Source organism: Aquimarina spongiae, assembly GCF_900141785.1.
Lineage (GTDB): Bacteria > Bacteroidota > Bacteroidia > Flavobacteriales > Flavobacteriaceae > Aquimarina > Aquimarina spongiae.
The window spans coordinates 381,517-407,513 of record NZ_FQYP01000001.1 but is presented as its reverse complement, the minus strand read 5'-3'; the positions used below and the strand labels follow the sequence as shown (position 1 = coordinate 407,513).

Sequence of the window (25,997 nt, the reverse complement as noted above, 5' to 3'; positions counted from 1 at the left end):
TTATCCTAAGGGGCGCTTAAACTATTATAATTCTTCCTCTATTGCGTCTAATTCTACTTTCAAATTGTCTATAATGAACTCTTGTCGTTGTGGAGTGTTTTTCCCCATGTAAAATGACAATAGCTCTTCTATAGACTTCTCCTTATCCAGCATCACCGGGTCCAAACGCATATCATCTCCTATAAAATGTTTGAATTCGTCTGGAGAAATTTCACCAAGTCCCTTAAATCGTGTGATTTCAGGTTTTCCTGATAATTTATTAATCGCATCTCTTCGTTCTTGTTCAGAATAGCAATAGATGGTTTCTTTTTTATTTCTTACCCGAAATAGTGGTGTTTGCAAAATATAAAGATGTCCTTCTTTAATCACTTCGGGGAAAAACTGCAAAAAGAATGTGATCAATAGTAATCGAATGTGCATTCCATCGACATCGGCATCGGTTGCGATTACTATATTGTTATATCGCAGATCTTCTAAAGACTCTTCTATATTTAAGGCAGCTTGCAAAAGATTGAATTCCTCATTTTCATACACAATCTTTTTACTCATGTTATAGCTATTCAAAGGTTTCCCTCGTAAACTAAAAACTGCCTGCGTATTTACATCTCTGGATTTGGTAATCGATCCACTTGCCGAGTCTCCCTCGGTAATGAATAGCGTACTCTCCAAATTTCTCTCCTTCTTACTATCACTTAGGTGTACGCGACAATCTCTTAGTTTTTTGTTGTGTAAACTTGCCTTTTTTGCTCTTTCACGAGCTAATTTCCGGATTCCAGATAGATCTTTTCTTTCTCGTTCTGCCTGTAAAATCTTACGTTGTAAACTCTCTGCAGTAGCCTGATTTTTATGTAAGAAATTATCAAGCTTGTTCTTTACGAAATCATTAATGTATGTCCGCACGGTAGGCAAACCGTCCCCCATTTCTGTAGATCCCAATTTTGTTTTGGTTTGACTCTCAAAAACGGGTTCCATTACTTTGATACTAATGGCAGCTACAATCGATTTACGGATATCACTGGCCTCATAGTTTTTACCATAGAATTCTCTAACGGTCTTTACAACAGCCTCCCGAAAAGCAGCTTGATGCGTACCTCCTTGTGTGGTATGTTGACCGTTTACGAACGAATGATACTCCTCGCTATACTGCGTTTTACTATGTGTAATCGCTACTTCGATATCATCCCCTTTTAGATGAACAATATCATACAAGCGATCTTCTTGATTGATATTGTCTGAAAGAAGATCTTTTAACCCATTTTCAGAAATGAACTTTTCCCCATTGAAGATAATGGTTAGTCCAGGATTAAGATACACATAATTTTTAAGCATTTTGCTTACATACTCTGTACGATACTTGTAATGCTTAAAAATAGAATCATCAGGAACAAAAGACACTTTGGTTCCTCGTCTTCTAGAAGTTTCATCTAGCGTATCCTGATTGGTAAGATTTCCTTTCTCAAACTCTGCCGAAGCCGATTTCCCATCACGAGTAGATTCAACACGGAAATAAGTAGACAACGCATTTACTGCCTTGGTACCTACCCCGTTTAATCCAACAGACTTTTTGAAGGCTCTGGAGTCATACTTACCCCCAGTATTCATTTTGGAAACCACATCTACTACTTTACCCAGAGGAATACCACGACCATAATCTCTTACGATCACCTTATCTCCCTGTATAGAAATTTCAATGGTCTTACCAGCACCCATCACATATTCGTCAATCGAATTGTCGAGTACCTCTTTTAATAAAATATAAATTCCATCATCTGGAGATGATCCATCTCCCAGTTTCCCAATATACATCCCTGGTCGCATACGGATATGCTCTTTCCAATCGAGGGATCGTATATTATCTTCAGTATATTTGGTTTCCTTACTCATAAAATTTTGGGTAGAATGCCAGCTAATATAAGGTTTCACTTACAAAATTAAAACAGCCAACCTACAAAGTAATTAACAAATACATAGCTAAATTTGTTGATTATTTGGCTTACAAGCTATTAAAATACATTTCAACCAAAATACACCTTCAATTTTGTCTAAATCCGAAGGAAGAGCATCTAATTATATAAACATGAAATGAGATTAGATTCTTTTTTAAACAATGAGAGACATTCATATACTAAACGACCATTACTTTTTCAGTAATGGTCGTTCTCAATCCCATTAAACACTTATTGTAATCTTTTGATTTTAAGAATGATAATATCTTTCTTCAATAATTTTTCCTGCATCATTCCATTTTGTTCGCACTACTTGTTCGAAAGTATGTTTTTGTCCGTCTGCGGTATCAAATTTCATTACAGCCTCATAAAATGAAGTATCTCCTTTTACTGCAGGACCACTTACAACTTCGTATCCATGAAATGCAGTAACAGTAGCTAGTAATTCTTCTTCTTGACGAATACAAAATTCCTTACCCACCTTAGGCTCGTTATTTCCTTCGCGTAGAATAACATCATCTGCCAAATACTCATTCATTGCATCCAGAAATTTACCTTCTGAAAGTAGATTTAATACAGCGTTTACATTTTCTTTGATTGTCTGTTCTTTTGTAGTTGAATTATTCATAATAGTTTTAATTAAAAGTTTTGTTTATTGTGTACACCACAAAAGTATATCCTGAATAAGCACGGGTACATTATGATTCTTCCCATGCTGATGTCAATTCTTCCTTAATGTTCAATAAAGCTCTCCAAAAATTAAATTTAGCTACTGACATACAGTTGTCAGTGACACCAGATACCTTAATCTTTAATCCTTTTCAAATCACAACATCCATTTTAGTAAATAACAATTCATGAAAGATTTTAAACTGAACACCTCTCAAAACGTAAAAACCGTTTTTGATAATTATCCAGGGACCGTAAAAGATAAAATGCTGAATCTTCGTGAGTTGATTTTGGAAACTGCTAAGGAAACCGAAGAAGTATTAGAATTAGAAGAAACTCTAAAATGGGGAGAACCAAGCTATATTGCTAAACACGGAAGTACCCTCAGAATTGATTGGAAGAAAAAGACTCCAAATCAATATGCCATGTATTTTAACTGTTCAAGTCAATTAGTGGCTACTTTCAGAATCGTTTTTAAACAAACTTTTGATTTTGAAGGAAATAGAGCCCTGGTGTTTCAAATTAACGAACCACTACCAAAAATGAGCTAAAGCAATGCGTTAAAGCCGCTTTACGCTATCATAAAATTAAAAAACTTCAACTTCTTGGATTGTAATCATTGACTTACCTCCTCCTCCTCAAATCTAAAAATTAATCCACAATTAATTTGTGTAACCGAATAGTTACATATATATTTGTAACCAAACGGTAACATATTTATGAGAAGAGACGTTTTTCAAGCTATTGCCGATCCGGTACGACGTGATATCATTCAATTGTTATCACAAAAAACCTTATCAATCAACGAAATAGCCCATCAGTTTGATGTAAGTCGACCTGCGATATCTAAACATCTAAAGATTCTTAATGAGTGTGGTATTATTGATATCCAACAACAAGGGCGAGAACGCTATTGTCTGATTCGCCCTAAGAGTCTGATTCCGGCTTTTTTATGGGTTGAACAATATCAAAGTTTATGGGAAGAAAAAATAGACTCTTTCGAAGCCTACTTAAAACAACTACAAGCAAAATCCAAAAACGATAATAAAAATGAGTGATCTTAACAACCGAACGTTAACCATTGAAAAAACTTTTGACGCTCCCATAGAATTGGTTTGGGAGGCCTGGACACAACCCGAGCACATTACACAATGGTGGGGACCAAAAGGAATGAAAACCAGAATTATCGAGCATAATTTTGTAGAAGGTGGTGCCTGGGAATATGCAATGACCATGCCCGATGGAAAAGATTTTATTGCGGATGGTGTATACATCGAAATCATTAAACTTCAAAAAATTCGAACTTCTGCCAATTTCAAACCGATGACTGAAGGTGTTGAACTACAAGTGTTACTCAAGAAAATTGGCGACAAAACACAATTTACATTTCATGTCATCCATGAAACCGAAGAATACTGTAGGCAACAAGAACAAATGGGCTTCTACAACGGTTGGGGCTCTACTTTTGAAAGATTAACCTCTTACTTGCAAGAAAAAGTAAGTTAAAATCATCTTAAAAATATTTAGAAGCAGGCGCATATCAAATGTGCCTGCTTTCTTTTTTCCCAAAAACACCTTCCAGAAACCACATTGTTTATAAAGCGATTATCTTTTCAAATCCAGAAAAGCCATATATGGGGTTGTACCAAAGCTTGCTTAATGCTATATTTACCATACACTACAACAAATCAAAATACACATGTTCACCCTCGAGGAGCTTAATCAAATAAAAAAACGTAAACAGCTTGTAGCACTTGCCCAGGAAAAGGATATTGATATCCAGAAAATAATGCGCAAGTTTCAATATGAAGAAGAACTACGGTTTTTACAAGCTGAATTGGTAAACCTTCAACAATGGATCGCCAAGAAAAAAATGAGAGTAGCCATTATTTTTGAAGGGAGAGACGCTGCAGGAAAAGGAGGATCTATCAAACGGTTTACAGAGCATCTTAACCCCCGCTCTATGCGAATTGTAGCACTATCCAAACCTACAGAAGAAGAACAAGGGCAATGGTATTTCCGAAGATATATAAAAGAATTACCAAACCCAGGAGAAATTGTTTTTTTTGATCGCAGCTGGTATAACCGCGCTGTAGTAGAGCCAGTAATGGGATTTTGTACCAAAAAGCAATACAATAAGTTTATGGTGCAGGTTCCCGAATTTGAGCATATGCTCTATGAAGATGGTGTAATAGTTATCAAATTCTGGTTTTCGATATCCAAAGAAGAACAACAAAAACGATTTGATGCGCGGATAGAAAACCCTTTGAAAGCCTGGAAATTTAGCCCTGTAGATATGAAAGGACAGCAATTATGGAGTAAATACACGCTCTATAAAGAACAAATGTTCTCTAAAACACATACTACCTTTAGCCCTTGGATCATTGTTAAGACCAATAGTAAAAAGACAGCTCGTCTAGAAAGTATGCGTTACGTGCTATCCAAATTTGAATACACAGGTAAAACCAGAGCCAAAACCAGGCTATTTCCCGACCCAAATGTGATATTGAGGTATCATCGATATGTTGAACAAATTGATATTTAATCCCCTATGAAAGAAACAAAACAAACAGAAGCCCTATATCTTTCAGAAAAGGATATAGAACTCCTCAATTCTCCCATTGGATTGCGATATCTTCTTGCCGACAAAAAGACCGATGTAGAAAAAGCATTGAGAATGACCAAGTATGAAATTGAGCTTAAAGCATTACAAGCAGAGTTGGTTAAGTTACAAAGCTGGGTAATTACCAATAACAAAAAGGTCGTAATTCTGTTCGAAGGTCGAGATGCCGCTGGTAAAGGTGGTGCCATAAGAAGAGTTACTGCTCACATTAACCCCAGACACTTCAAAATTGTTGCTCTACCAAAACCAACCGAAGAAGAAGGAGGACAATGGTATTTTCAACGCTATGTTAACCAACTCCCCAAACCTGGCGAGATTGTCTTTTTTGATCGCAGTTGGTATAATAGAGCTGTGGTAGAGCCTGTAAATGGTTTTTGTACCCAACAACAGTACGAAACTTTTATGGGCCAGGTCAATGAGTTTGAAAGAATGATCATGGAATCTGACACCTACCTCATCAAGTTCTATTTTTCGATCACTAAGGAGGAACAAGATTATCGTTTTAAAGATATCAAGTCCAATCCGCTAAAAAAATGGAAAATGACAAAGGTAGATGAACGAGCACAGGAACTTTGGGATGAATACACCAAATACAAAGTCAAAATGTTTGAACATACTAATACCAAAGATTCTCCCTGGATCATTATAGAAGCAGATCGAAAAACCAAAGCCCGTCTTGAGGCTATACGATACCTCTTAGATAAAATCCCCTATAAATCGGAGTAAAACCGTCTATATTTTAAACAGAAACAACTCTTATATATACCACATCGGTAACAACACATTAACTAAAGCACATTGATTTATGAAACGTTATCTAATTCTTGCAGCACTTCTAATTTCCTCATTTAGTTTTGCGCAACAAGATGAATCAACAACAAAATCAGCCAAAACCATAGACGGGAAACTAGTGCACACTGTACTATTTTGGTTAAACAATCCAGACAATAGAGAGGAAAGGAAAACTTTTGAAAAAGGAGTAAAAGAACTTTTAGACGGTTGTGAATTTATCACCTCTAGCCACTTTGGTACACCTGCCAACACAGAAAAACGTCCTGTAGTTGATGCTTCCTTTACCTATTGTGTGGTAATCACTTTTGCATCCAAAGAAGCTCATGACAACTACCAGGTGGCTCCTATCCACAAAAAATTTATTGCAGAAAATAAAGATTTATGGAATAAGGTATTGGTATACGATTCTTCTTCTTTAAAATAAACAGTCTACAATCATCATAAAAAAAGCTGTAAAGCATATGCTTTACAGCTTTTTTAGTTATTCTTATTACAAATTATCCTTTCAACCAAGCTTTACGAAGCGCCAGTTGTTCTTCTGTAGGATTATCTGACGGAGACAACGTTTCTCCTTGTGTATACGATTTAGCGACTTTGGTTTTGATTACAACCTCTTCTCCTTCTCTATTCAATTTCACCTCCAGATCGTCTCCTTCTTTCCATTGAAAAGTACCTCCAAGTACATTATTAGCATTCTGTACAGTCAACTTAGTACCATTAATCTCTACAATATTATCATTCGCTTTTACTCCATTTTCTGCCCAAAAACTATTATCTGCTACCAAATCAGTAAAGAAGATCGTTCCAGTGGCCTGATCACCAGCCACAATAAGTGCTCCAGAATTTTGAATATAATTCGTTTCTACCTTTTCATTACTAATTGAAAGCCCTACTTTGTTAAAAAACTCTCTGTAATTGATCGGAGTCTTTCCTACTACATGAGTATTCAAAAATTCACCTACAGAAGGGTACGTCATTTCTGTAATTTCGGCAATGATGTTATCATCTTCGAAAGGTTTATTTTTCCCATATTTCAAGGATAATTCTTTCATCAAGGACAAAATACCTCTGTTCCCATTACTCTCTTCTCTCATCAGAATATCAATACACATTCCGATAAGCGCTCCTTTTTCGTATACATTTACATAATTTGAGGCGTACGGTTGATCCAAGATGTTCTCACTCATTTCTGTAAAACTCATCGTATCATCAAAACCATTAGCACTTTGAATCTTGCCCATCACCTTTTCATAAAACTCATCTTCACCAACGAGATCCTGATTCACTTGAAATAAAGTAGCAAAATATTCAGTTACTCCTTCATACATCCACAAATGCTTAGAAAATGTAGGGTCATTGTAATCAAAATAGTGTACATCCTCAGAATGCACAGAAAGCGGAGTTACAATATGAAAAAACTCATGAGAAACTACATCAATCATAGCACTTGCTAATGCCTCATCAGGCATTTGTTCTGGTAATACTACTACAGTAGACGTATGATGTTCCAGAGCTCCAAATCCTGTTGGCGATTCCTGAGTACCTTCGGCTAAATACAAATAGATATCATATCTAGGTGTACTATTAATGTCACCAAGATATGCCTTTTGTCCCTTCATCATCTTAAAAACAGTTTCTTTGATTTTTGAAGCTTTATGAACTCCATTTGGTGAATATACACTCAATACAATTTTGATATCCCCCACCATAAATTCTTCTACATCCAGTTTCCCATACATCATTGGGTTATCCGTGATCTCAAAATAACGTGATGCAAAATACTTATCCGTCACTACACTCTCATCCTCACTAGCTTCTTCTCCTACTTTTTGCAATGCAGAAGTTCGTTTCATCTCTTTTGGTGCAATAACCTCTAGTGTATATTGATTGTTCTTGAGTACATCAAAATAACCAATAAAACCGTGAAGATTCAACACGTAATTCTCTGGTTCGATATTGGTTCCTGATGGAGAAAACGGTGTAGCTTCTCCAGAGTTTTCAATATCATAAGTATCATTAACTAGATATTGGATTTGGTCTAATTGTTTTGCATTAGGAATCACCCAGGTATTGTCATCTAACTTATTGGTAATAATTTCATTTCCTTCATAATCCAACGCTTTGAAATTATCTACGAATTTCCCAAAATCACTTACTGCATAGGTTCCTTGTACTACTTTGGGCAAGTAGTAAGTTACCGTATCTTGCGCAAACCTTCCTGGGTTGATAACTACAGGTACTTTGTCTTCTGTAGACTTTGTTAAATCTACAGACGAGGCAATAGGTACACCTGTAGCGATATCGTTAGACGTTTTTGGAGTTCCACACCCCACTAGCATTACGCCAATGAAGATTTTGGCAAAAATATTTTTCATCTGATCAAATTAATTATTTACTATTGCTAGACTAAGAAAACTAGTTTATGTTACAATTTTGAGGACGTAAAATATACATTTTGTACAGACTTTAGCTTATTTTTAGCACTTTTTACCATAAACCCATCATTTTGGATATTAAAATTGATCATCATCGTCTCCGATTTTCAGACAATCCTAACCTATTCAATACAGATTTACCGACTATCATTTTTCTCCATGATTCTTTGGGGTGCATTGAACTATGGAGAGATTTTCCCAACAAAATAGCTGATCGCATTGGGTGTAATATACTATCATACGATCGACAGGGGTATGGGCAATCTGCCCCTTTTTCAATTCAAAAAAGAGATAAAAGCTACCTCCAAAATGAAGCAGAGGTATTGGTACAAATAATCAATCAACTACAACTTACCAAGGTTATTCTTTTTGGACATAGCGATGGTGGAAGTATTTCACTACTGGCGGCAGCGCTATCTCCAGATATCATTTCGGGAGTTATCACTGAAGGAGCTCATGTATTTGTCGAAAAAGAAACAATAGCTGGCATCAAAGAAGCGGTAATCGCTTACCAAAAGACCAATCTTCGAGATAAGCTTATAAAATATCATGGAAACAAAACAGATGATGTATTTAGAATGTGGACAGAGACTTGGTTATCCGAAGACTATCAATTCTGGAATATCGAGGAATTCCTACCCAAAATCAAATGCCCATCTCTAATCATACAGGGAGAAAGGGACGAATACGGGTCCTTGGATCAGGTATACTCAATTGTAAATAATACGACAGGACCTTCGGAAGCATTGATTATTCCTGACATTGGTCATACTCCACATAAGGAGAATGCGGAGGTTGTTTTACAAGAGACCACTAGATTTATTAAAAACCTATCTTTTTAATGTTAAATGGATTATTATACTTGTTAATATTCGTAATTATTTGAATCTTGTAACAGCTATAAAGCTGTATCAAAAATTTTCACACAATATTCTTAACCATGAAATACATTAAGCTCTTCCTAGCATTATTAGTAGTGTCATCTACTGTTTATGCCCAAGAAAATTTAGGCTATCAAAAGCCTTCAAATGAGATCCTGGATTTAGTTGATGTCCAACTAGCTCCTTTTGTTAGAGCGGATAAAAATGCCGACAATTTAATTTTCTTCTATCGTAATCCGTATAAATCTATTGCAGAACTTTCGGAAAAAGAAATGAGACTAGCAGGTTTAAGGATTAACCCTAAAACCAATATTTCTAGCCGTGCCAATTACTTCAATAATATTAAAATTAAGACTCCAAAAGATAAAGATGCTAAACAGGTTCTTGGTTTGTCTTCAAATATGAGAATTACTAATGCTAGATGGTCACCAGATCAAAAGAAAATAGCTTTCACCAATACTGTAGAAACCGGCGTTGAATTATGGGTTCTTGATGTCGCAAAAAATGAGGCAAAGAAAATTACAGATGCCAAGGTAAACTCAAATATGGGTGCTCCTTTTAAGTGGTTTATGGACAGTTCATCTATATTAGTAAAGTTTATCCCTAATAACAGAAAGTCCCTTGTAAATAAGGAAGAAGCTATTCCTACGGGACCTACCATTACGATTAGTGAAGGTACAAAAGCACAAAACAGAACGTATCAGGATTTGTTAAAGAATCCTAACGACGAATATAACTTTGAGCAGCTATCCCTTTCAGAGATTAAAAAAGTCCCGTTAGATGGAACCATTGAAAACTGGGCTTCTTCTGCTATGTACAGTTCTTTTTCTTTTTCACCAAATGGAGCATATGTTATTGTAACCGAAATCAAGAAGCCTTTTTCTTATTTGGTACCTTATCGCCGTTTCCCTCAAGAAACTAAAATTTATGATAATAGCGGAAAAGTTATAAAAACGATTAACCAAGTTCCTCTTACTGAAGTTCTACCAAAAGGCTTTATGTCTACAAGAACCGGTAAAAGAAATATTTCATGGAGAGTGGATAAACCTGCTGTATTGTATTGGTTTGAAGCATTAGACAAAGGAGATCCAGAAGTTAAAGTAGATTTTAGAGATGAAGTATTCCAGTTAAAAGCTCCCTTTAACGAAGCTCCTCAATCTATTCTAAAAACCAAAAACAGAGTTTGGCAAATCAATTGGACTAATAATAGTGAGTATGCGATTGCATACGATTATTGGTGGAATACCAGAAACACCAAGACGTATGTTTTCAATCCCTCAAAACCAAAATCTGAATCAAAAATTATTTCTGATCGAAATTACCAAGACCGGTACAGTGATCCTGGGGACCCTATAAGAACCATTAATGACTATGGACTTTCTGTAATTGACATTAAGAATGATCAGATGCACCTAATCGGAGATGGTTTTACCAAAGATGGTCAATTCCCTTTTATTGATAACTTAGAATTAAAAACAAACAAAACAACTAGGGTTTATCAATCAGAATACACTGATAAAGTTGAAAATATATACAGCGCCATAGATCTTGAAAAAGGTAAATTTCTTGTCCGCATTGAATCTCCAAACGAATATCCTAACTACTATGTAAGAAACATAAAAAAGAACACTGTAGATCAAATTACTTCTTTCGAAAATCCATTTAAAGGATTACAAAATGTATCGAAGGAATTGATTAAATATAAAAGAAACGATGGTCTTGAGCTTTCAGGAACTTTATATCTTCCACCAGGTTATGATAAAGAGAAGAAAGAAAAGTTACCAATGATTTTGTGGGCATATCCGGTTGAGTATAAAGATAAAAATAGTGCTTCTCAATCTACTTCAAATCCAAATGAGTTTACCTATCCTTTTTGGGGATCTATGATATATTGGATTACAAAAGGATATGCTGTACTTGATGATGCTTCTTTTCCTATTGTAGGGGAAGATAACAAAGAACCGAATGATTCCTTTAGAGATCAGTTAGTCGCTAACGGAAAAGCAGCTATAGATGCCATTGATCAACTAGGTTATATCGACCGAGAAAGAGTTGCAGTAGGTGGGCATTCCTATGGTGCGTTTATGACCGCTAATCTACTCTCTCATTCTAACCTTTTTGCTGCAGGCATCGCACGAAGCGGAGCATATAACAGAACACTCACTCCATTTGGTTTCCAAAGTGAAGAACGCAATTATTGGGAGGCTCCTGAAATATATTATAACATGTCCCCATTTATGCATGCCGATAAAATGAAAACACCTTTACTTTTAATTCATGGTGAAGCAGACAATAATTCGGGAACATATCCTATGCAAAGTGAGCGCTATTTTAATGCTTTAAAAGGATTAGGTGCAACAACAAGGCTAGTGATTTTACCCAAAGAAAGTCATGGATATAGAGCAAAAGAATCTATTCTACACGTGCTATGGGAACAAGATCAATGGTTAGAAAAACATGTTAAGAATAAAAAAAATAAACAACCTGAAGGGACTCACTAAGAAACAATACTAGATCCTCAAAGATATTATTGCGAATACTACATCAAATTCTTTGCGATAATATCTTTGAGATCGTCTTTATTTAGTGGTTTATTGATAATATCGTTCATCCCGGCCTCCAAACATTCTGACTTCACTTCACTTAATTCTGAAGCTGTTAGTGCTATGATAGGCGTTTGTGTATTAAATTCACGTATCCGTTTGGTGGCTTCCATCCCGTCGAGATAAGGCATATTTAGATCCATCAAAATAAGATCAAAGTCTTCTTTTTTGACCATTTGCAAGGCATTGAAGCCGTTCTCCACAATGGTGCAACTATATCCTATAATATCCAATAGGTTTTTGGTTACTATTTGATTGATTTTGTTATCCTCTGCTACAAGAATCTTCTTAAACGTTTGTGCAGTATCTTCACCATTAAGATCGAGTTTCTCTGCTTGTTTTTCATCGACAATCTCAACATCTAAATCAAAATAAAACCGGGTTCCTCTCCCCTCTTTACTATCGAGATGAATTTGGCTATCCATCATTTCAAGTAGGTTCTTTACTATAGAAAGTCCTAGACCAGTACCTTCAGATTTATTAACTTCTCTCCCTAACTGAGAAAACTTTTCAAAAACAAACTCTTGCTTATCCTTGGGAATTCCCAACCCATTGTCTTCTACTTCGTACCTTATTTTAATTTGATCCTTATCTATAGATACGATTTTAATTCTCAACCAAATCGTTCCATTTTCTGTAAATTTTGTTGAATTCCCTATTAAATTAATTAATACTTCTGACAACTTAAGGGAATCAACGCTTACTATTTTAGGCACTTCTTTCTGAATATCTAATACCAGTTTATTATTTTTATTTTTAGCTTGATATTCAAAAGAATGCAATAAATTTTGAGACAATTGCGCTAAGTCAGTTGGGGTTTTGGTTAGTTTTTCTTTGTTGGATTCAATTTTACCAATCTTCAATACCTTATTGATCAAATCAAGTAGATAATCCCCAGAAAACTTTAAGGAATTAAGTAGTTTTTTATGCTTTTCAGGCATATCTTTTTCCTCTAATAACAAAGAGGTTATACCCACTACACCATACAACGGAGTTCTTAATTCATGACTTACCGTGGAGATAAACTGTGATTTTACTGTAGTTAATTTCTCGGCTTCAGTTTTTGCTACTTCTAGCTGTGTATTTTTCTCTCTTAATACATTATTCAGTTTTTTCTTAGAACGATACCCCATGTAGAAGAAAAATGCAGTTCCCAACACAAAAATCAATCCTGCTATCGAAATAAAAGTTATCGTCTTATTATTCTTCGCAATACTTGCTTGATAATCCTTTTCTTTATTAGCAATTTCCAATTCTCTTTTATATTCATCAACACTAAAACTTACTCTAGCAATCTCTATTTGTTTTAATTTCTCTTTGTCATATAGTTTATTTGTAAACTCCTGATATTTCTTAATATCCTGATAGGCTTCATTGATATTACCTCTTTTCTCATTTAGCTCAGCCCTCCCTTCATATAAATAAGACAATTCAAGAATCATATCGTGTTTTTCTGCAATATCGATAGCTTCCTCAAAAAAGTCACCAGCTTCTACAAAATTCCCTTTATACATCGCATATTTACCTTTCAGATAAAACACCTCACAATACCCTTGTAATTCTCTATGTTCTACTACCAATTGATGTGCCTCTTCTATAAAAGGCAATGCTTCTTCAAATTGTTCGATATCAATATAGGTCCATGCTAAATTTATTACTGGGGTCATGTATTCGTAAGAGTCTTCAAGATTTTTACCCAACTCTTTGGCTTTGTCATAAAAAATCAAAGAAGTTTTCAGGTCTTTATACCCATCAGAATAGACATTTCCCAAACCATTATTACTGCGTAAAATCAACAATGTATCTTTTGAAATCTCTCCAAAGTGTAATGATTTTCGGTAACAGGTTTCAGCATTTTTGAAGTCAACCAAAACTTCATAATTATAAGCCATCAGATAATATGCCTGCCCTTTGTAGTAGTTATTATTTAGCTCATGAGCATAGTTTACAGCTTTAATTGCATAATCCAATGATTCTTTGATCTTGTACTCATAACTCAAATCGCTAGACTGATCAATTAATGACTGTAGGCTATCATTATGGGTTTCGGTCATGGTGTTTTGACCGTAAGACAGATAGCTAAGAGCTACCACAGAAAATATTAGCACATACGTTCTCAAGGCTCACTAATTATTAATGCACGAGCAATTTATACAATGAATATTTTGTTTACGTTAAAGAGTCCCCTTATAAGCAAAAACCTGCTTATCAATACGTTAATTTAGTAAAAAAACCGTAAACCCCCATTAATAAAGTGTCGATTTCATCTCTTTTTTAAAGAATGTTTATCCTTTTTATGGTAGGAAATTTTATAGTTACAAAAGATACCAGATTACCTATAAAGTATAATAATCACACTCATAACAGCAATTAAAAAAGCCTTCTGATGCTCTTCAGAAGGCCTTTTTCTATATAAATATAATTTCATTAAACATTAAACAGAAAATGCATTACGTCTCCATCATTTACCACATATGCCTTTCCTTCAACTCCTAGTTTACCTGCCTCTCTGGCTTTGGATTCACTGCCATAGTGTACGAAATCATCGTATTTGATTACCTCTGCACGGATAAACCCTTTTTCGAAATCGGTGTGAATTACTCCTGCAGCTTGTGGTGCAGTGGCTCCAACAGTTACTGTCCATGCTCGTACCTCTTTCTGACCTGCAGTAAAATAGGTTTGCTGATTTAATAATTTATAAGCTGCACGAATAAGTACAGAAGCACCAGGCTCCTCTAGTCCCATATCCTGTAAAAATAGTTGGCGTTCTTCATAATCTTCTAATTCTGTGATATCTGCTTCGGTACCTACAGCAAGAACGATCACCTCTGCATTCTCTGAAGCAACAGTTTCTTTCACTTTGTCTACATAATGATTTCCATTTACTGCAGATCCTTCATCCACATTACAAACATACAATACTGGTTTATCTGTAATCAACTGTAATGGTTTCACATAAGTTTCACGATCATCTTCAGAAATAGCTATTGCTCTCACTGAAGTTCCGGCCTCAAGACCTTCTTTCAATTGCAGTAAAATAGATTCTTCTTTCTGCGCTTCTTTATTTCCTGTCTTTGCAGCTCTCTTTACCTTATCCAGTTTTTTATCTATACTTTCAAGGTCCTTTAACTGCAATTCTATATCAATAGTTTCCTTATCACGTATAGGATCTACAGAACCATCAACGTGTACTACATTATCATTATCAAAACATCTAAGCACATGAATGATCGCATCGGTTTCTCTAATATTCCCCAAAAACTGGTTTCCTAATCCTTCTCCTTTACTTGCTCCTTTAACCAGACCAGCAATATCAACAATCTCTACTGTTGCCGGTATCACCTTTTCTGGATTTACTAATTCTTCTAATTTCTCTAATCTGGGATCGGGAACATTGACCACTCCGATATTGGGTTCTATAGTACAAAACGGAAAGTTTGCACTTTGCGCTTTGGCATTGGATAAACAGTTAAATAAAGTTGATTTTCCAACATTTGGTAATCCTACGATACCTGCTTTCATAATTCTATTGCGTTATTTTGAACAGAGATTTCTTATGTATTATCTCGTTTTTGAGAGTGCAAAGATACTATTATTCCTAGTTAGGAAACAAATATGTAGAATTAGATTAGCAAATCGCTATTTACACTTCTTATTATCGTAATCAAAGTGCATATTTTATTGTTTTTAGCATTTTTTTTAATTTTGAATCCCAATTATAAACAAATGAATACTTTTAAAATTTTAACCTCAGTCATCCTTTTAGGATTTACAAGCGTCGGTTTTTCTCAAACTACAGAAAAACCGAAAGAAAACTCTTCGGAAGAAACAGTTACCAAAATTATTAGAATCAAGGGAGCTAACGGCGAGGAGAAAGTGATTACAAAACAAGAAGTCATTACCAAAAAAAGTAAAATCGAATTAAACCCTGGTGATGAAGACAAAACCAATCAATCTGCAATCTATTCAGATCAAGAAGTTCAAGTTCAAAAATCAGAATCTTCTTCGGATATGGATGCGTATACTAAAGTAACCGATGGAAAAGGTTTTGTTATTACTCTTTTGAACAAAACTGGTAATCAAGTATGCAAAGCGAGACCGCTTAGTAATGGATATTATATCATAAACGCCGGAGGAAAAGATAATACTGTCGGGCATTTTGATAATGACAAAAATCTTATTTTAGAATCTTATGATAGTAATACGGATGAAGTAATTACCACTATTTATAAGTTAAAATAACATAAAAGTACAATAGATTAAGTTGGCCGGAATTACTTCCGGCCTTTTTTATGTCTGCTCCTTTTTTAAAGTAATCGAAGTAAAATATTTTAGATATATTTAAGGTGACAATCAACTTAAATAAACATTACTTTATGAAAAAATTCACACTCATTTTATTGGGGGTATTCACTACGTACCTAAGTTATGGTCAACAAATCGTATCAGGTACGGTAACTGACCCCTCTGGACTTCCTATTCCCTATGTTAACATTCTAGAAAAAGGCTCAGAAAAAGGGACCACAACCGATGAGCAAGGTAAATATACCATAGCTGTTGACGAAGGAGCCGTATTAGTTTTCAGCTTTATTGGCTATGAAACTAAAGAGGTAGAAGTTGGAAATCAAGAAATTATAGATGTTGTTCTACAAGAAGGAGAAGCCTTAAGTACCATTATTGTGGTTGGATCCAGAAGTCCAAAAAGAACAGCAACCGATACTCCTGTAGCTATTGACATTATTGATATGCAAGAGATTATTACCAAAAGTGGTAAAATTGAAATCAATGAACTGCTTCAATATACAGCACCTTCGTTTAATGCCAACAAACAATCTGGATCTGATGGAGCAGATCATATTGATCCTGCCTCTCTTCGTGGATTAGGACCTGATCAGACTTTGGTTTTAATTAATGGAAAAAGAAGGCATTCTTCGTCTTTAATTAACATTTTTGGGACACGAGGAAGAGGAAATTCGGGAACCGACCTTAATGCAATTCCCGCCACTGCTATCAAAAGAATCGAAGTATTACGAGACGGTGCTGCCGCGCAATACGGTTCTGATGCCATCGCTGGAGTTATCAATATTGTACTTAAAAACGATGTAAATACCATCTCTGGAAGTGTAAGCTATGGAGCTTACAATACCAATGCCAAGGGAGATTTTCCCGACGGTACTCCCAATACGGATGGAAATCGATTAGATACCGATAATGATGGAAATCGTATTGGTGATGACCAAGATTTTGACGGTGGATCCGTAAAGGTAACTGCCAATTATGGAGTAGAAATCGGCGATGGGGGTTATGCCAACTTTACCACAGAGTTCTTGAGCAAAAATAAGACACTTCGTCCCGGATTTGATTTCAGGAGAGGTTTTGGTGAAGCGGCTATCGATGGGTTTAATTTCTTCGTAAACGCGGCTGTACCTATTTCCAAAAAAACAGAAGCTTACGCCTTTGGAGGAAGAAACTACAGAGATACCGATGCTTTTGCTTTTACTCGTAATGGTGGAGAAAGAGTGGTAACCGCAATATTCCCTAATGGTTTTACACCAAGAATCACCTCCAATATCATTGACAACTCAGTATCCGTTGGAGTACGTACGGAGACGGAAAACGGTTGGAAAATTGACGTAAATAACACATGGGGTAAAAACAATTTTCATTATTTCATACAAGGTACGTTAAATGCTTCTTTGCAAGAGTCCTCTCCTACTGACTTTGATGCTGGTGGACACAGCTTAAGTCAGAATACCACAAGTCTTGATCTCTCCAAGTATTATCCAAACATTATGAAAGGATTAAACATAGCCTTTGGATCCGAATATAGAACCGAAAACTTTATCATTTTTGCTGGTGAAGAAGGATCATATGCTACGTATGATGTAAATGGATTACCCATTATTGATCCTGCTAATCAAACCCAACCTACCGACCCTGATTCTGGAGAACTTCGGCCAGGAGGGTCACAAGGTTTCCCGGGATATAGCCCAGCCAACGAAGTTGATCGATCCAGATCCAACTTCTCTTTATACACAGATGCAGAATTGGATATAACCGATAGCTTCTTATTGGGTGCTGCAGCACGATTCGAGAACTATAGTGATTTTGGAAGCACCATAAATGGAAAGTTGGCCTTTAGAGTGAAAGCATCAGACAACATTAACGTTCGTGGATCTGTGAGTACTGGTTTTAGAGCACCTTCTTTAGCTCAGATATATTACAACTTACGATTTACAGATTTTCAAGGGGGTGTGGCAACAGAAACACTTTTATCACCAAATAACAGCCCTGTAACCGCTTCTTTTGGTATCGAATCCCTTGAAGAAGAAACAGCGATAAATGCTGCAGTGGGAGCTACAGCTAGCTTTGGTGGGTTTACGGCTACCGTAGATGGATACTACATCAATGTAAAAGATAGAATAGTACTAACTGGTACTTTTGCCGCTCCTCAAATTCCAAACGTAAATGAAGCACAATTTTTTGCAAATGGAGTGGATACCGAAACTGTGGGACTTGATATTATCCTATCCTGGAAAGGTAATTTTGATTTTGGTAATATTTCAGCTACTCTAGCTGGAAATATCAATAATATGACTATCGAAGAAGTTAAAAATGGAAATTTGGACGAAAGTATATTCTTTGGAGAACGTGAAAAGGCATTTCTTCTAGCTTCTGCACCTGATAGTAAATTTGCTTTTAATGCAAACTACAGTAAGGATAAATTCAATGCTGGATTAGGACTGACCCATTTTAGCGAAATTGTATTGATTGATTTTGCAGATACCGAAGATGTGTATGGCGCAAAAATAACTGCAGATCTTAATGCAGGGTATCAATTAAGCGATAACCTTAAACTCACTTTGGGAGGAAATAATATTTTTAATGAATATCCAGACCAACAAAATGATGGAGAAACCGAAGCAGGTGGATATTGGGATGCAGTACAAATGGGATTTGGTGGTGCATATTATTATGCAAGACTAGATTTCAACTTCTAGATTACAAAAACACTTTATCAAAGCCGCCATATCATTGTATATGGCGGTTCTTGTTTGTATACGTTAAATTAAATCATAAATCCTTTGAATAATTTTTTATTACTATCCGTATACCCTTAATTTTGCGCTTAAACTAGTATTCCTTTTTTATGGAAGATATTACCCGATACTTTTACCAGCTTTTTGTTTCCAAAGGCTTTTCAGAAAACACTTCAGAGTATTTAAATTTAGTTATTGGTCTTGCTATATTGATTGTTTCTTTATTCGTGATACACTTTATCATGAAAAAAGTCTTTATCACTATTTTTAAGAAATACGCATCAAGATCAAAAAACACCTTCGATGATTATTTGGTAAAGAACAATACCTTCAACTATCTGGCACATATTATACCGCTATCTATAACTGTTTGGATTGTCCCTAAGTTATTTATTGCTTTTCCAACAACAGAAAAATACCTTGAGATCTTATTCGATATTATGGTGATCGTGTTAACGATTTGGATTTTGCGAAGCGTTCTTAGAACATTTCGGGATTTCCTAAAATCTTTAGACTCTTTTAAAGACAAGCCTATCGATAGTTACGTACAGGTTTTTATGATTTTTGTTTGGGTAATTGGAGGCATCTTTATATTCTCTTCGGCCACCGGAAAATCCATTTGGACGTTTCTAACCGCGCTTGGAGCCATGTCTGCAGTTATTTTATTAATTTTTAAAGATACTATTCTTGGATTTGTTGCCAGTATTCAGGTTGCTGTAAATGACACAGTACGAATTGGAGATTGGATTACTATGGAAAAATATGGTGCCGATGGAGATGTAATAGAAATTAATCTTTCTTCAGTTAAAGTTCAGAATTTTGATAAAACCATTACTACAATTCCTACCTATCACCTTACTTCAGAATCGTTTCGGAACTGGAGAGGGATGATGGATTCTGGAGGGAGAAGAATCAAAAGATCTCTTCTCATTAAAACATCAAGTATTGCCTTCCTTTCAGAAGAAGATATCAATAAACTTCAGGAAATTGAAATCATCAAAGCGTATCTTCAGAAAAGAAAATCGGAAATAGATACCTTCAATACACAAAACAACATTAACAAAAGTAATTTGGTTAATGGTAGAAACCTATCCAATATGGGAGTGTTTAGAGCTTATGTAGAGTTATATCTAGAAAACCATCCATATATCAACAAAGACATGACCATAATGAGTAGACAACTAGCTCCTACAGCCCAAGGAACTCCACTTGAGATCTATGCTTTTAGTAATGATAAGGTTTGGAAAAACTATGAAAATATAATGGCAGATATCTTTGACCACTTACTATCTGCTATCCCCTATTTTAAACTCGAAGTTTTTGAGTTGGATTATAATATCAATACATAATTTATGATAAAAGGTTTTAGACTCATCAGTTATCTAGAAGGTATCTCATACCTACTTATTTTATTTGTAACTATGCCCCTAAAGTATATGTTCGAATCCCCAGAACCCAATAAAGTGATCGGTATGGCACATGGGTTGCTATTCTTGTTATACATCGTATTTGCCATTGTTGTAAAGTTCGAAAAACAATGGAATAACAAAACCCTAGCTATCGTATTACTTTGTTCTATCATTCCTTTTGGAACGTTTTGGATGGATAAAAAATATCTGACTAAAACACAATAGTACCATTAAAATCACCATCATAGATACTATGAAGGTTAATCACGCTATGTAGTCTTCCATTGACTTCAGGTTGCAGGGAAATGCTTCCATTATGTAATGGGATTTCTTCTTGATTCATATAAATTGCAACGATACTGTTATTATTCGTCCAGCAATCACCGCAATTAGCGTCATAATAATGATAATTGTAATCATTGGGGTTAACGGTATGAATTATGAGTTCTAATACATCTCCAGAGCCCAAATAATATAGGATACGTTCTTCTTGATTAGATGTTGGTTGCAATCTTGCTCCTGTTACTTCATAAATATGCCTTCCATAAGGACCATTTTGATGATTAATCGAACCATAGTTATGAACTATTGGGCGTCTATTTTGAGGTTGTGGGCACGGTGCGTCTCCTACGACTACAGCAATTTCTGGCAGAGGAAGGTCAATATTTACTCCAATAGATATCCCTCCTCCTATTCGTAGTTGTGCATTAGAAACATGAGTAAATGGTAAACTAAGTAAAGCCAATAAAAAAAGATAATTCTTCATCCTGATTGTGTTTAAAACTTGCTAGGATTACTGCATCAAACAATGTGCCGCAAAACCATGCCAGCGAAAAAACACAATTACTCCGGATATTCGATCCGCAAATGATAGATATTCGTAAGCTTGCGTTTAAAAACCTTCTTTACCTGCTGAATTTCCTTGAAAGTAATATTAGCATTCAAAAACTGCTCGTCTTCCATCTGTTTATTGACAATCTTTTCTACAAAAGAATCGATCAGACTACTGGTAGGGTTTTTAAGACTCTTTGATGCGGCTTCTACACTATCACTCATCATCAAGATGGCAGTTTCTTTTGAAAACGGTTTTGGCCCAGGATATTGAAAATCTTCAATATTCACGTTTTCATTACTCTCTTTTTCCTTGGTATAGAAATAGTATACTGTGCTTGTACCGTGGTGCGTTCTGATAAAATCAATGACCCGATCTGGAAGTTTATACTTTTTAGCGATTTCAATCCCTCTTATTACATGATTGATAATAATTCTTGCACTCTCTTTCGGAGACAATACATCATGTGGATTTCCCGATGCCGATTGGTTTTCTGTAAAATAAGTAGGATTTGCCATCTTACCTATATCATGATACAGCGCTCCAACTCTAACCAACATGGCATTTGCCCCAATTTCATTGGCCGCTGCTTCTGCAATGTTTGCGACATTCAAAGAATGGTGGAATGTGCCAGGAGCTTTGTCTGACAATTCTTTTAGCAACACCGAATTGGTATCACTAAGTTCCAACAAGGAAACATCAGAAATAAGGCCAAAAATCTTTTCGTAAGCATAAATCAATGGGTGTACAATAAGGGTTGCAAATCCACTAATCACGAACAAAACGACGGTAGTCCAATCGATATTACTTACACTCCCTTCATGTATAATATGAAAAGATATATAGGCAATGATATAGATGATGGTGATTTGACCCACCGATATAAAGAGATTAGCTCTTTTAAAAGATTCTGAAATCGTCAATATCGTAACAATACCTGCAATGATTTGTAAAAATGTATACTCATAGCTATTGGGTACTACAAAACCTAAGATTAACACCGTAATGACATGAGTAAATAAACCTAAACGCGAATCGAAGAAAGCCTTAAGAACCAAAGGCAATATACACAAGGGTACTACATAGATATATTCGGAGCGATATTTCACCACCAAAGTAGATACCAAAACGATGAACAAAATATTAAAGAAAATAAAGGTGACCTGGGTATTATTTTCATAAATATCGTTCCTGTATTTTCTGATAAATAATAAAAGCATCATTAACGCCAATGATACCAAAAGACTATACCCCAAAACAATCCAGTAAAAGTTTTTGGCACTCCATACCTGAGATTCGTATTCTGCTTTTAATGAATTTAAGATCTGCAACTTACCTCCTTCTACAACCTCTCCTCTCGCAATAATCCTACTTCCTCTGGATACTCCTCCTCTAGTGGTTAGTACTTTGGCCAACTCATTCTCTAGTGTGCTTTGTGTTAATCTTTCATTGAGTTTTACATTGGGCTTCACCAAATCATAGAACAAGGCGACAAAATCACTTTTAAACTTTGCATATTCACTCTTATCAATTCTGGAGTTAATGAGGTTAGTCACTTCATTAGAAGTCAAAATTTGCCCATAAGTGATGGCTTCAGCTTCGTTTCCTTTGTTTAAAAAAATCTGTCGCTGCTCATCATACGGACTTGTGCTTTGTAAGACTCCGTATCGATAAATATCGTTAAGCAGGATTCGACCAAACAACTTTGCCTGATCCCTGGCACTGGTTTGATTAAAGACTTTTAGATAATTATTAAATGCCTCGTCATAGGATTCTTTGGCAGTATTAGAAACAATAGTATCGTATTCAAAATAAGGGATTGTATTATCGGTAATGTCTTTTTTTTCTTCTTCGATCTCCTCTTCTGTCTTCGCAATGGCAAAATCAAAAGGAGCATATAAGTTTTCGTATTGCCAAGGTTTTCCCTTGGTAAACTCGTACTTAAATATCCCCCCTTTAGGAAACAAATAGACAATAAGTGCAGTAGTGGTTATAAAAAGAAAAATCCTGTAAATAAAAGATTGTCTTTTATAAAATTTATTCAAAAAGCGTCTCACAAATTACGTTCTATTGATTACTCAAAAGTAGTAAATCAAACTTAGATGTACGAAGTATCCCTCTAGAATTAAGAATTATACTTGGATTACAGCTAACTCTTAACTTTTTACTTAGTTTTTATCCTACAAAAATCCTTAAATTCGCAGCAAACAATACACACAATTTAAATTACATATAATGAGTAAAGAAGTAGTAATTGTATCTGCAGCAAGAACACCAATTGGAAGTTTCTTAGGAAGTTTATCTACTGTGCCGGCAACCCAATTGGGTGCTATTGCCATAAAAGGAGCATTGGATAAAATCAACCTGGACCCTTCTCTTGTTCAAGAAGTTTTTATGGGAAATGTAGTACAAGCAGGAAACGGACAAGCTCCAGCAAGACAAGCCGCACTTGGTGCTGGTATAGGTGATCACGTTCCTTGTACTACGGTAAATAAAGTTTGTGCAAGTGGTATGAAAGCTGTTATGCATGCTGCTCAAGCTATTGCTTTGGGAGATGCAGATATCATCGTTGCCGGAGGTATGGAAAACATGAGTTTGATCCCTCATTACGTTCGACTAAGAGCAGGACATAAATTTGGTCCTCAAACACTAGAAGATGGAATGCAGCGAGATGGTTTGGTAGATGTTTATGATGGAAATGCCATGGGAGTTTGTGCTGATTTATGCGCCAATGAATACGAATTTAGTCGTGAAGATCAAGATGCTTTTGCTATCCAATCTTACGAAAGATCTGCAAAAGCATGGGCAGATGGTAAATTTAATAATGAAGTAGTACCTGTACCTGTTCCACAACGCCGTGGAGAGCCTGTTATGGTTACGGAAGATGAAGAATACAAAAACGTAAAAATGGAGAAGATTCCAGCTTTGCGACCTGCGTTTAGCAAAGATGGAACGGTAACTGCTGCTAATGCTTCTACTATTAATGATGGTGCGGGAGCTGTAGTAGTAATGAGTGCTGATAAAGCAAAGGAACTAGGATTACAACCTCTAGTAAAAATTAAAAGTTATGCAGATGCAGCTCACGAACCAAAATGGTTTACTACTGCTCCTGCAAAAGCGTTACCAAAAGCTATCGAGAAAGCAGGTATTAGTTTAGATGATGTTGATTTCTTCGAATTCAACGAAGCCTTCTCTGTAGTTGGTTTAGCAAATCTTAAAATTCTTGGACTTAGCGATGAGAATACCAATGTAAATGGAGGAGCTGTTTCTTTGGGACATCCACTAGGGTGCTCTGGAGTTCGTATTTTGATCACCTTGATGAATGTACTGGATCAAAACAACGCTAAAATTGGAGCCGCAGCAATCTGTAATGGTGGTGGTGGTGCCTCTGCTATGGTAATAGAGCGTTTATAATTTTATTGATCAAGAGCGTAGCTCTATAACATTGCTAATCCCTAATTACCGATAATGCAATACGGCATTTGTAACCTAAGTATTGTTCCTTTACGTGCAGAACCCAGTGATCCAAGTGAAATGGTTACTCAGGTCTTGTATGGAGAACATTTTAAAGTACTCGAAAAACGCAAAAAGTGGAGTAAGATTCGTCTGGCCTATGATAAGTATGAAGGCTGGATCGATAATAAACAATATCTGGATATCACCGAACAACAATATAAAAACTTTGATGAACAGGATATTTGTTTATCAGGCGATTTGGTAGAGTTTGTGAATTGTGATCAAAATCAACTGATGCCCATTCCACTAGGCGCTTCTCTTGGAGCTTTAGATTTTTTTCAACATACGTTTGAAGGGTATACCATTACACAAAAAAGTGAAAAAGAACACTTGATAGAAACTGCATTGATGTTTCTAAATACTCCATATTTATGGGGAGGTAAGACCAGTTTTGGGATAGACTGTAGTGGTTTTACCCAAATGGTGTACAAATTAAATGGATATCAACTCCTTCGGGATGCCTCGCAACAAGCAACTCAGGGAGAAGCATTAAGTTTTATTGAAGAAAGTGAACCCGGTGATCTGGCTTTTTTTGACAACGAAGAAGGTAACATCATACATGTCGGTATCATGATGAAAGATAACTATATCATCCACGCGCATGGCAAAGTGCGTGTGGATCGTATAGATCATACAGGGATTTATAATGCCGAAAGAAGAACACATACCCATAACCTACGTGTAATCAAAAGAATTATTTAGGCCTTATGGTGCCTCAAGATGTAGAAATAGTAAAAGTTACCCTAGAAGACAAAGAAAAACTATTAGAAATAGGTTATAACACCTTCTACGAGGCTTTTGGTCCTCCTGTAAATACCGAAGAAAATATCCAAAGCTATCTTGAGCAAAAGTTTACCCTGGATCAAATCACCCAAGAGCTTCTGCACCCCCACTCCCAGTTTTATTTTGCTTGTATACAAAATACTTTGGTAGGATATATCAAGTTAAATACCCAGACTGCTCAAACCGAAGCTGTAGACCTTAATGCTTTAGAAATAGAACGTATCTACGTTACAAAAGAACAACAAGGTAAAAGTATTGGTCAGATATTACTACAGAAAGCCCTATCAATTGCCAAAGAATTACAATCAAATTGTGTTTGGCTTGGGGTTTGGGACCAAAATACAAGAGCTATTCGTTTTTATGAACGGTGGGGATTTAAAGCTTTTACTACACATAAGTTTGTGCTAGGTACCGAGATTCAAACCGACGTAATGATGAAATTGGAATTATAAACTTTATGATTTTCAT

General features: G+C 35.7%; 22 protein-coding genes. 15 read left to right on the top strand and 7 right to left on the bottom strand.

Annotated elements, in window-relative coordinates:
* Positions 1 to 24: 24 nt before the first annotated feature.
* Both BUE24_RS01735 and BUE24_RS01730 read right to left on the bottom strand, forming a co-directional pair.
* Positions 25 to 1,884 carry a DNA topoisomerase IV subunit B gene (locus tag BUE24_RS01735; protein WP_073312997.1) on the bottom strand — a complete coding sequence of 620 codons (1,860 nt, stop codon included), beginning with the start codon at positions 1,882 to 1,884 and terminating at the stop codon, positions 25 to 27.
* A 312-nt stretch (positions 1,885 to 2,196) separates the two neighbouring features.
* Positions 2,197 to 2,574, bottom strand: coding sequence for a hypothetical protein (locus BUE24_RS01730; RefSeq protein ID WP_073312995.1), 378 nt, complete (start codon positions 2,572 to 2,574; stop codon positions 2,197 to 2,199).
* Between the two features lie 229 nt (positions 2,575 to 2,803).
* Between BUE24_RS01730 and BUE24_RS01725 the strand changes: the two genes are divergently transcribed.
* The 6 genes from BUE24_RS01725 (at position 2,804) to BUE24_RS01700 (ending at position 6,454) form a co-directional block, all read left to right on the top strand.
* Positions 2,804 to 3,166: a DUF1801 domain-containing protein gene (locus tag BUE24_RS01725; protein ID WP_244548103.1), complete on the top strand. Its 363-nt coding sequence runs from the start codon at positions 2,804 to 2,806 to the stop codon at positions 3,164 to 3,166.
* 168 nt (positions 3,167 to 3,334) lie between these two features.
* On the top strand, positions 3,335 to 3,673 hold the full coding sequence (locus tag BUE24_RS01720) for an ArsR/SmtB family transcription factor (protein WP_073312993.1): 339 nt from the start codon (positions 3,335 to 3,337) through the stop codon (positions 3,671 to 3,673).
* A complete protein-coding gene (locus tag BUE24_RS01715; RefSeq protein WP_073312991.1) occupies positions 3,666 to 4,121 on the top strand; it encodes an SRPBCC family protein in 456 nt (151 codons plus the stop codon). The genes BUE24_RS01720 and BUE24_RS01715 overlap by 8 nt, the downstream gene beginning before the upstream one ends.
* Positions 4,122 to 4,314: 193 nt before the next feature.
* Positions 4,315 to 5,160: a polyphosphate kinase 2 gene (ppk2, locus tag BUE24_RS01710; protein ID WP_073312989.1), complete on the top strand. Its 846-nt coding sequence runs from the start codon at positions 4,315 to 4,317 to the stop codon at positions 5,158 to 5,160.
* Positions 5,161 to 5,166: 6 nt separating this feature from the next.
* Positions 5,167 to 5,964 carry a polyphosphate kinase 2 gene (gene ppk2, locus BUE24_RS01705; protein ID WP_073312987.1) on the top strand — a complete coding sequence of 266 codons (798 nt, stop codon included), beginning with the start codon at positions 5,167 to 5,169 and terminating at the stop codon, positions 5,962 to 5,964.
* Between the two features lie 79 nt (positions 5,965 to 6,043).
* Positions 6,044 to 6,454, top strand: a complete 411-nt coding sequence (locus BUE24_RS01700; RefSeq protein WP_073312985.1) for a Dabb family protein — start codon at positions 6,044 to 6,046, stop codon at positions 6,452 to 6,454.
* Between the two features lie 73 nt (positions 6,455 to 6,527).
* On the opposite strand, the gene BUE24_RS01695 is transcribed toward BUE24_RS01700, so the two are convergent.
* Positions 6,528 to 8,405 (bottom strand): M61 family metallopeptidase, encoded by a 1,878-nt coding sequence (locus BUE24_RS01695; protein ID WP_073312983.1) that lies wholly within the window; start codon positions 8,403 to 8,405, stop codon positions 6,528 to 6,530.
* 131 nt (positions 8,406 to 8,536) lie between these two features.
* Between BUE24_RS01695 and BUE24_RS01690 the strand changes: the two genes are divergently transcribed.
* Positions 8,537 to 9,307 carry an alpha/beta fold hydrolase gene (locus tag BUE24_RS01690; RefSeq protein WP_244548102.1) on the top strand — a complete coding sequence of 257 codons (771 nt, stop codon included), beginning with the start codon at positions 8,537 to 8,539 and terminating at the stop codon, positions 9,305 to 9,307.
* 98 nt (positions 9,308 to 9,405) lie between these two features.
* Positions 9,406 to 11,847, top strand: coding sequence for an alpha/beta hydrolase family protein (locus tag BUE24_RS01685; protein WP_073312981.1), 2,442 nt, complete (start codon positions 9,406 to 9,408; stop codon positions 11,845 to 11,847).
* A 38-nt stretch (positions 11,848 to 11,885) separates the two neighbouring features.
* Here BUE24_RS01685 and BUE24_RS01680 read toward each other — a convergent pair whose 3' ends face one another.
* Both BUE24_RS01680 and ychF read right to left on the bottom strand, forming a co-directional pair.
* Positions 11,886 to 14,069, bottom strand: coding sequence for a tetratricopeptide repeat-containing hybrid sensor histidine kinase/response regulator (locus BUE24_RS01680; RefSeq protein ID WP_139241893.1), 2,184 nt, complete (start codon positions 14,067 to 14,069; stop codon positions 11,886 to 11,888).
* 307 nt (positions 14,070 to 14,376) lie between these two features.
* Positions 14,377 to 15,471: a redox-regulated ATPase YchF gene (ychF, locus tag BUE24_RS01675; protein WP_073312978.1), complete on the bottom strand. Its 1,095-nt coding sequence runs from the start codon at positions 15,469 to 15,471 to the stop codon at positions 14,377 to 14,379.
* Between the two features lie 204 nt (positions 15,472 to 15,675).
* Between ychF and BUE24_RS01670 the strand changes: the two genes are divergently transcribed.
* The 4 genes from BUE24_RS01670 to BUE24_RS01655 all read left to right on the top strand — a co-directional run bounded on the left by BUE24_RS01670 (position 15,676) and on the right by BUE24_RS01655 (position 20,623).
* Positions 15,676 to 16,191 carry a hypothetical protein gene (locus tag BUE24_RS01670; RefSeq protein WP_073312976.1) on the top strand — a complete coding sequence of 172 codons (516 nt, stop codon included), beginning with the start codon at positions 15,676 to 15,678 and terminating at the stop codon, positions 16,189 to 16,191.
* A gap of 134 nt (positions 16,192 to 16,325) precedes the next feature.
* Positions 16,326 to 18,950, top strand: a complete 2,625-nt coding sequence (locus BUE24_RS01665) for a TonB-dependent receptor (protein WP_073312975.1) — start codon at positions 16,326 to 16,328, stop codon at positions 18,948 to 18,950.
* 149 nt (positions 18,951 to 19,099) lie between these two features.
* A complete protein-coding gene (locus tag BUE24_RS01660; RefSeq protein ID WP_073312973.1) occupies positions 19,100 to 20,338 on the top strand; it encodes a mechanosensitive ion channel family protein in 1,239 nt (412 codons plus the stop codon).
* 3 nt (positions 20,339 to 20,341) lie between these two features.
* Positions 20,342 to 20,623 (top strand): DUF3817 domain-containing protein, encoded by a 282-nt coding sequence (locus BUE24_RS01655; RefSeq protein WP_073312971.1) that lies wholly within the window; start codon positions 20,342 to 20,344, stop codon positions 20,621 to 20,623.
* Here BUE24_RS01655 and BUE24_RS01650 read toward each other — a convergent pair.
* A complete protein-coding gene (locus BUE24_RS01650; protein WP_073312969.1) occupies positions 20,610 to 21,164 on the bottom strand; it encodes a hypothetical protein in 555 nt (184 codons plus the stop codon). The two genes, BUE24_RS01655 and BUE24_RS01650, sit on opposite strands and share 14 nt — an antisense overlap.
* 77 nt (positions 21,165 to 21,241) lie before the next feature.
* Entirely contained in the window at positions 21,242 to 23,287 is a 2,046-nt protein-coding gene (locus BUE24_RS01645; protein WP_073312967.1) for an HD family phosphohydrolase, read from the bottom strand.
* 178 nt (positions 23,288 to 23,465) lie between these two features.
* Between BUE24_RS01645 and BUE24_RS01640 the strand changes: the two genes are divergently transcribed.
* Genes BUE24_RS01640 through BUE24_RS01630 form a run of 3 tightly spaced genes read left to right on the top strand, consistent with a single transcriptional unit; the run spans position 23,466 to position 25,981 of the window.
* Positions 23,466 to 24,644, top strand: a complete 1,179-nt coding sequence (locus BUE24_RS01640; protein WP_073312965.1) for an acetyl-CoA C-acyltransferase — start codon at positions 23,466 to 23,468, stop codon at positions 24,642 to 24,644.
* Between the two features lie 54 nt (positions 24,645 to 24,698).
* Positions 24,699 to 25,448 (top strand): C40 family peptidase, encoded by a 750-nt coding sequence (locus tag BUE24_RS01635; protein ID WP_073312963.1) that lies wholly within the window; start codon positions 24,699 to 24,701, stop codon positions 25,446 to 25,448.
* A gap of 5 nt (positions 25,449 to 25,453) precedes the next feature.
* Positions 25,454 to 25,981, top strand: a complete 528-nt coding sequence (locus tag BUE24_RS01630; protein ID WP_073312961.1) for a GNAT family N-acetyltransferase — start codon at positions 25,454 to 25,456, stop codon at positions 25,979 to 25,981.
* Positions 25,982 to 25,997: the final 16 nt, after the last annotated feature.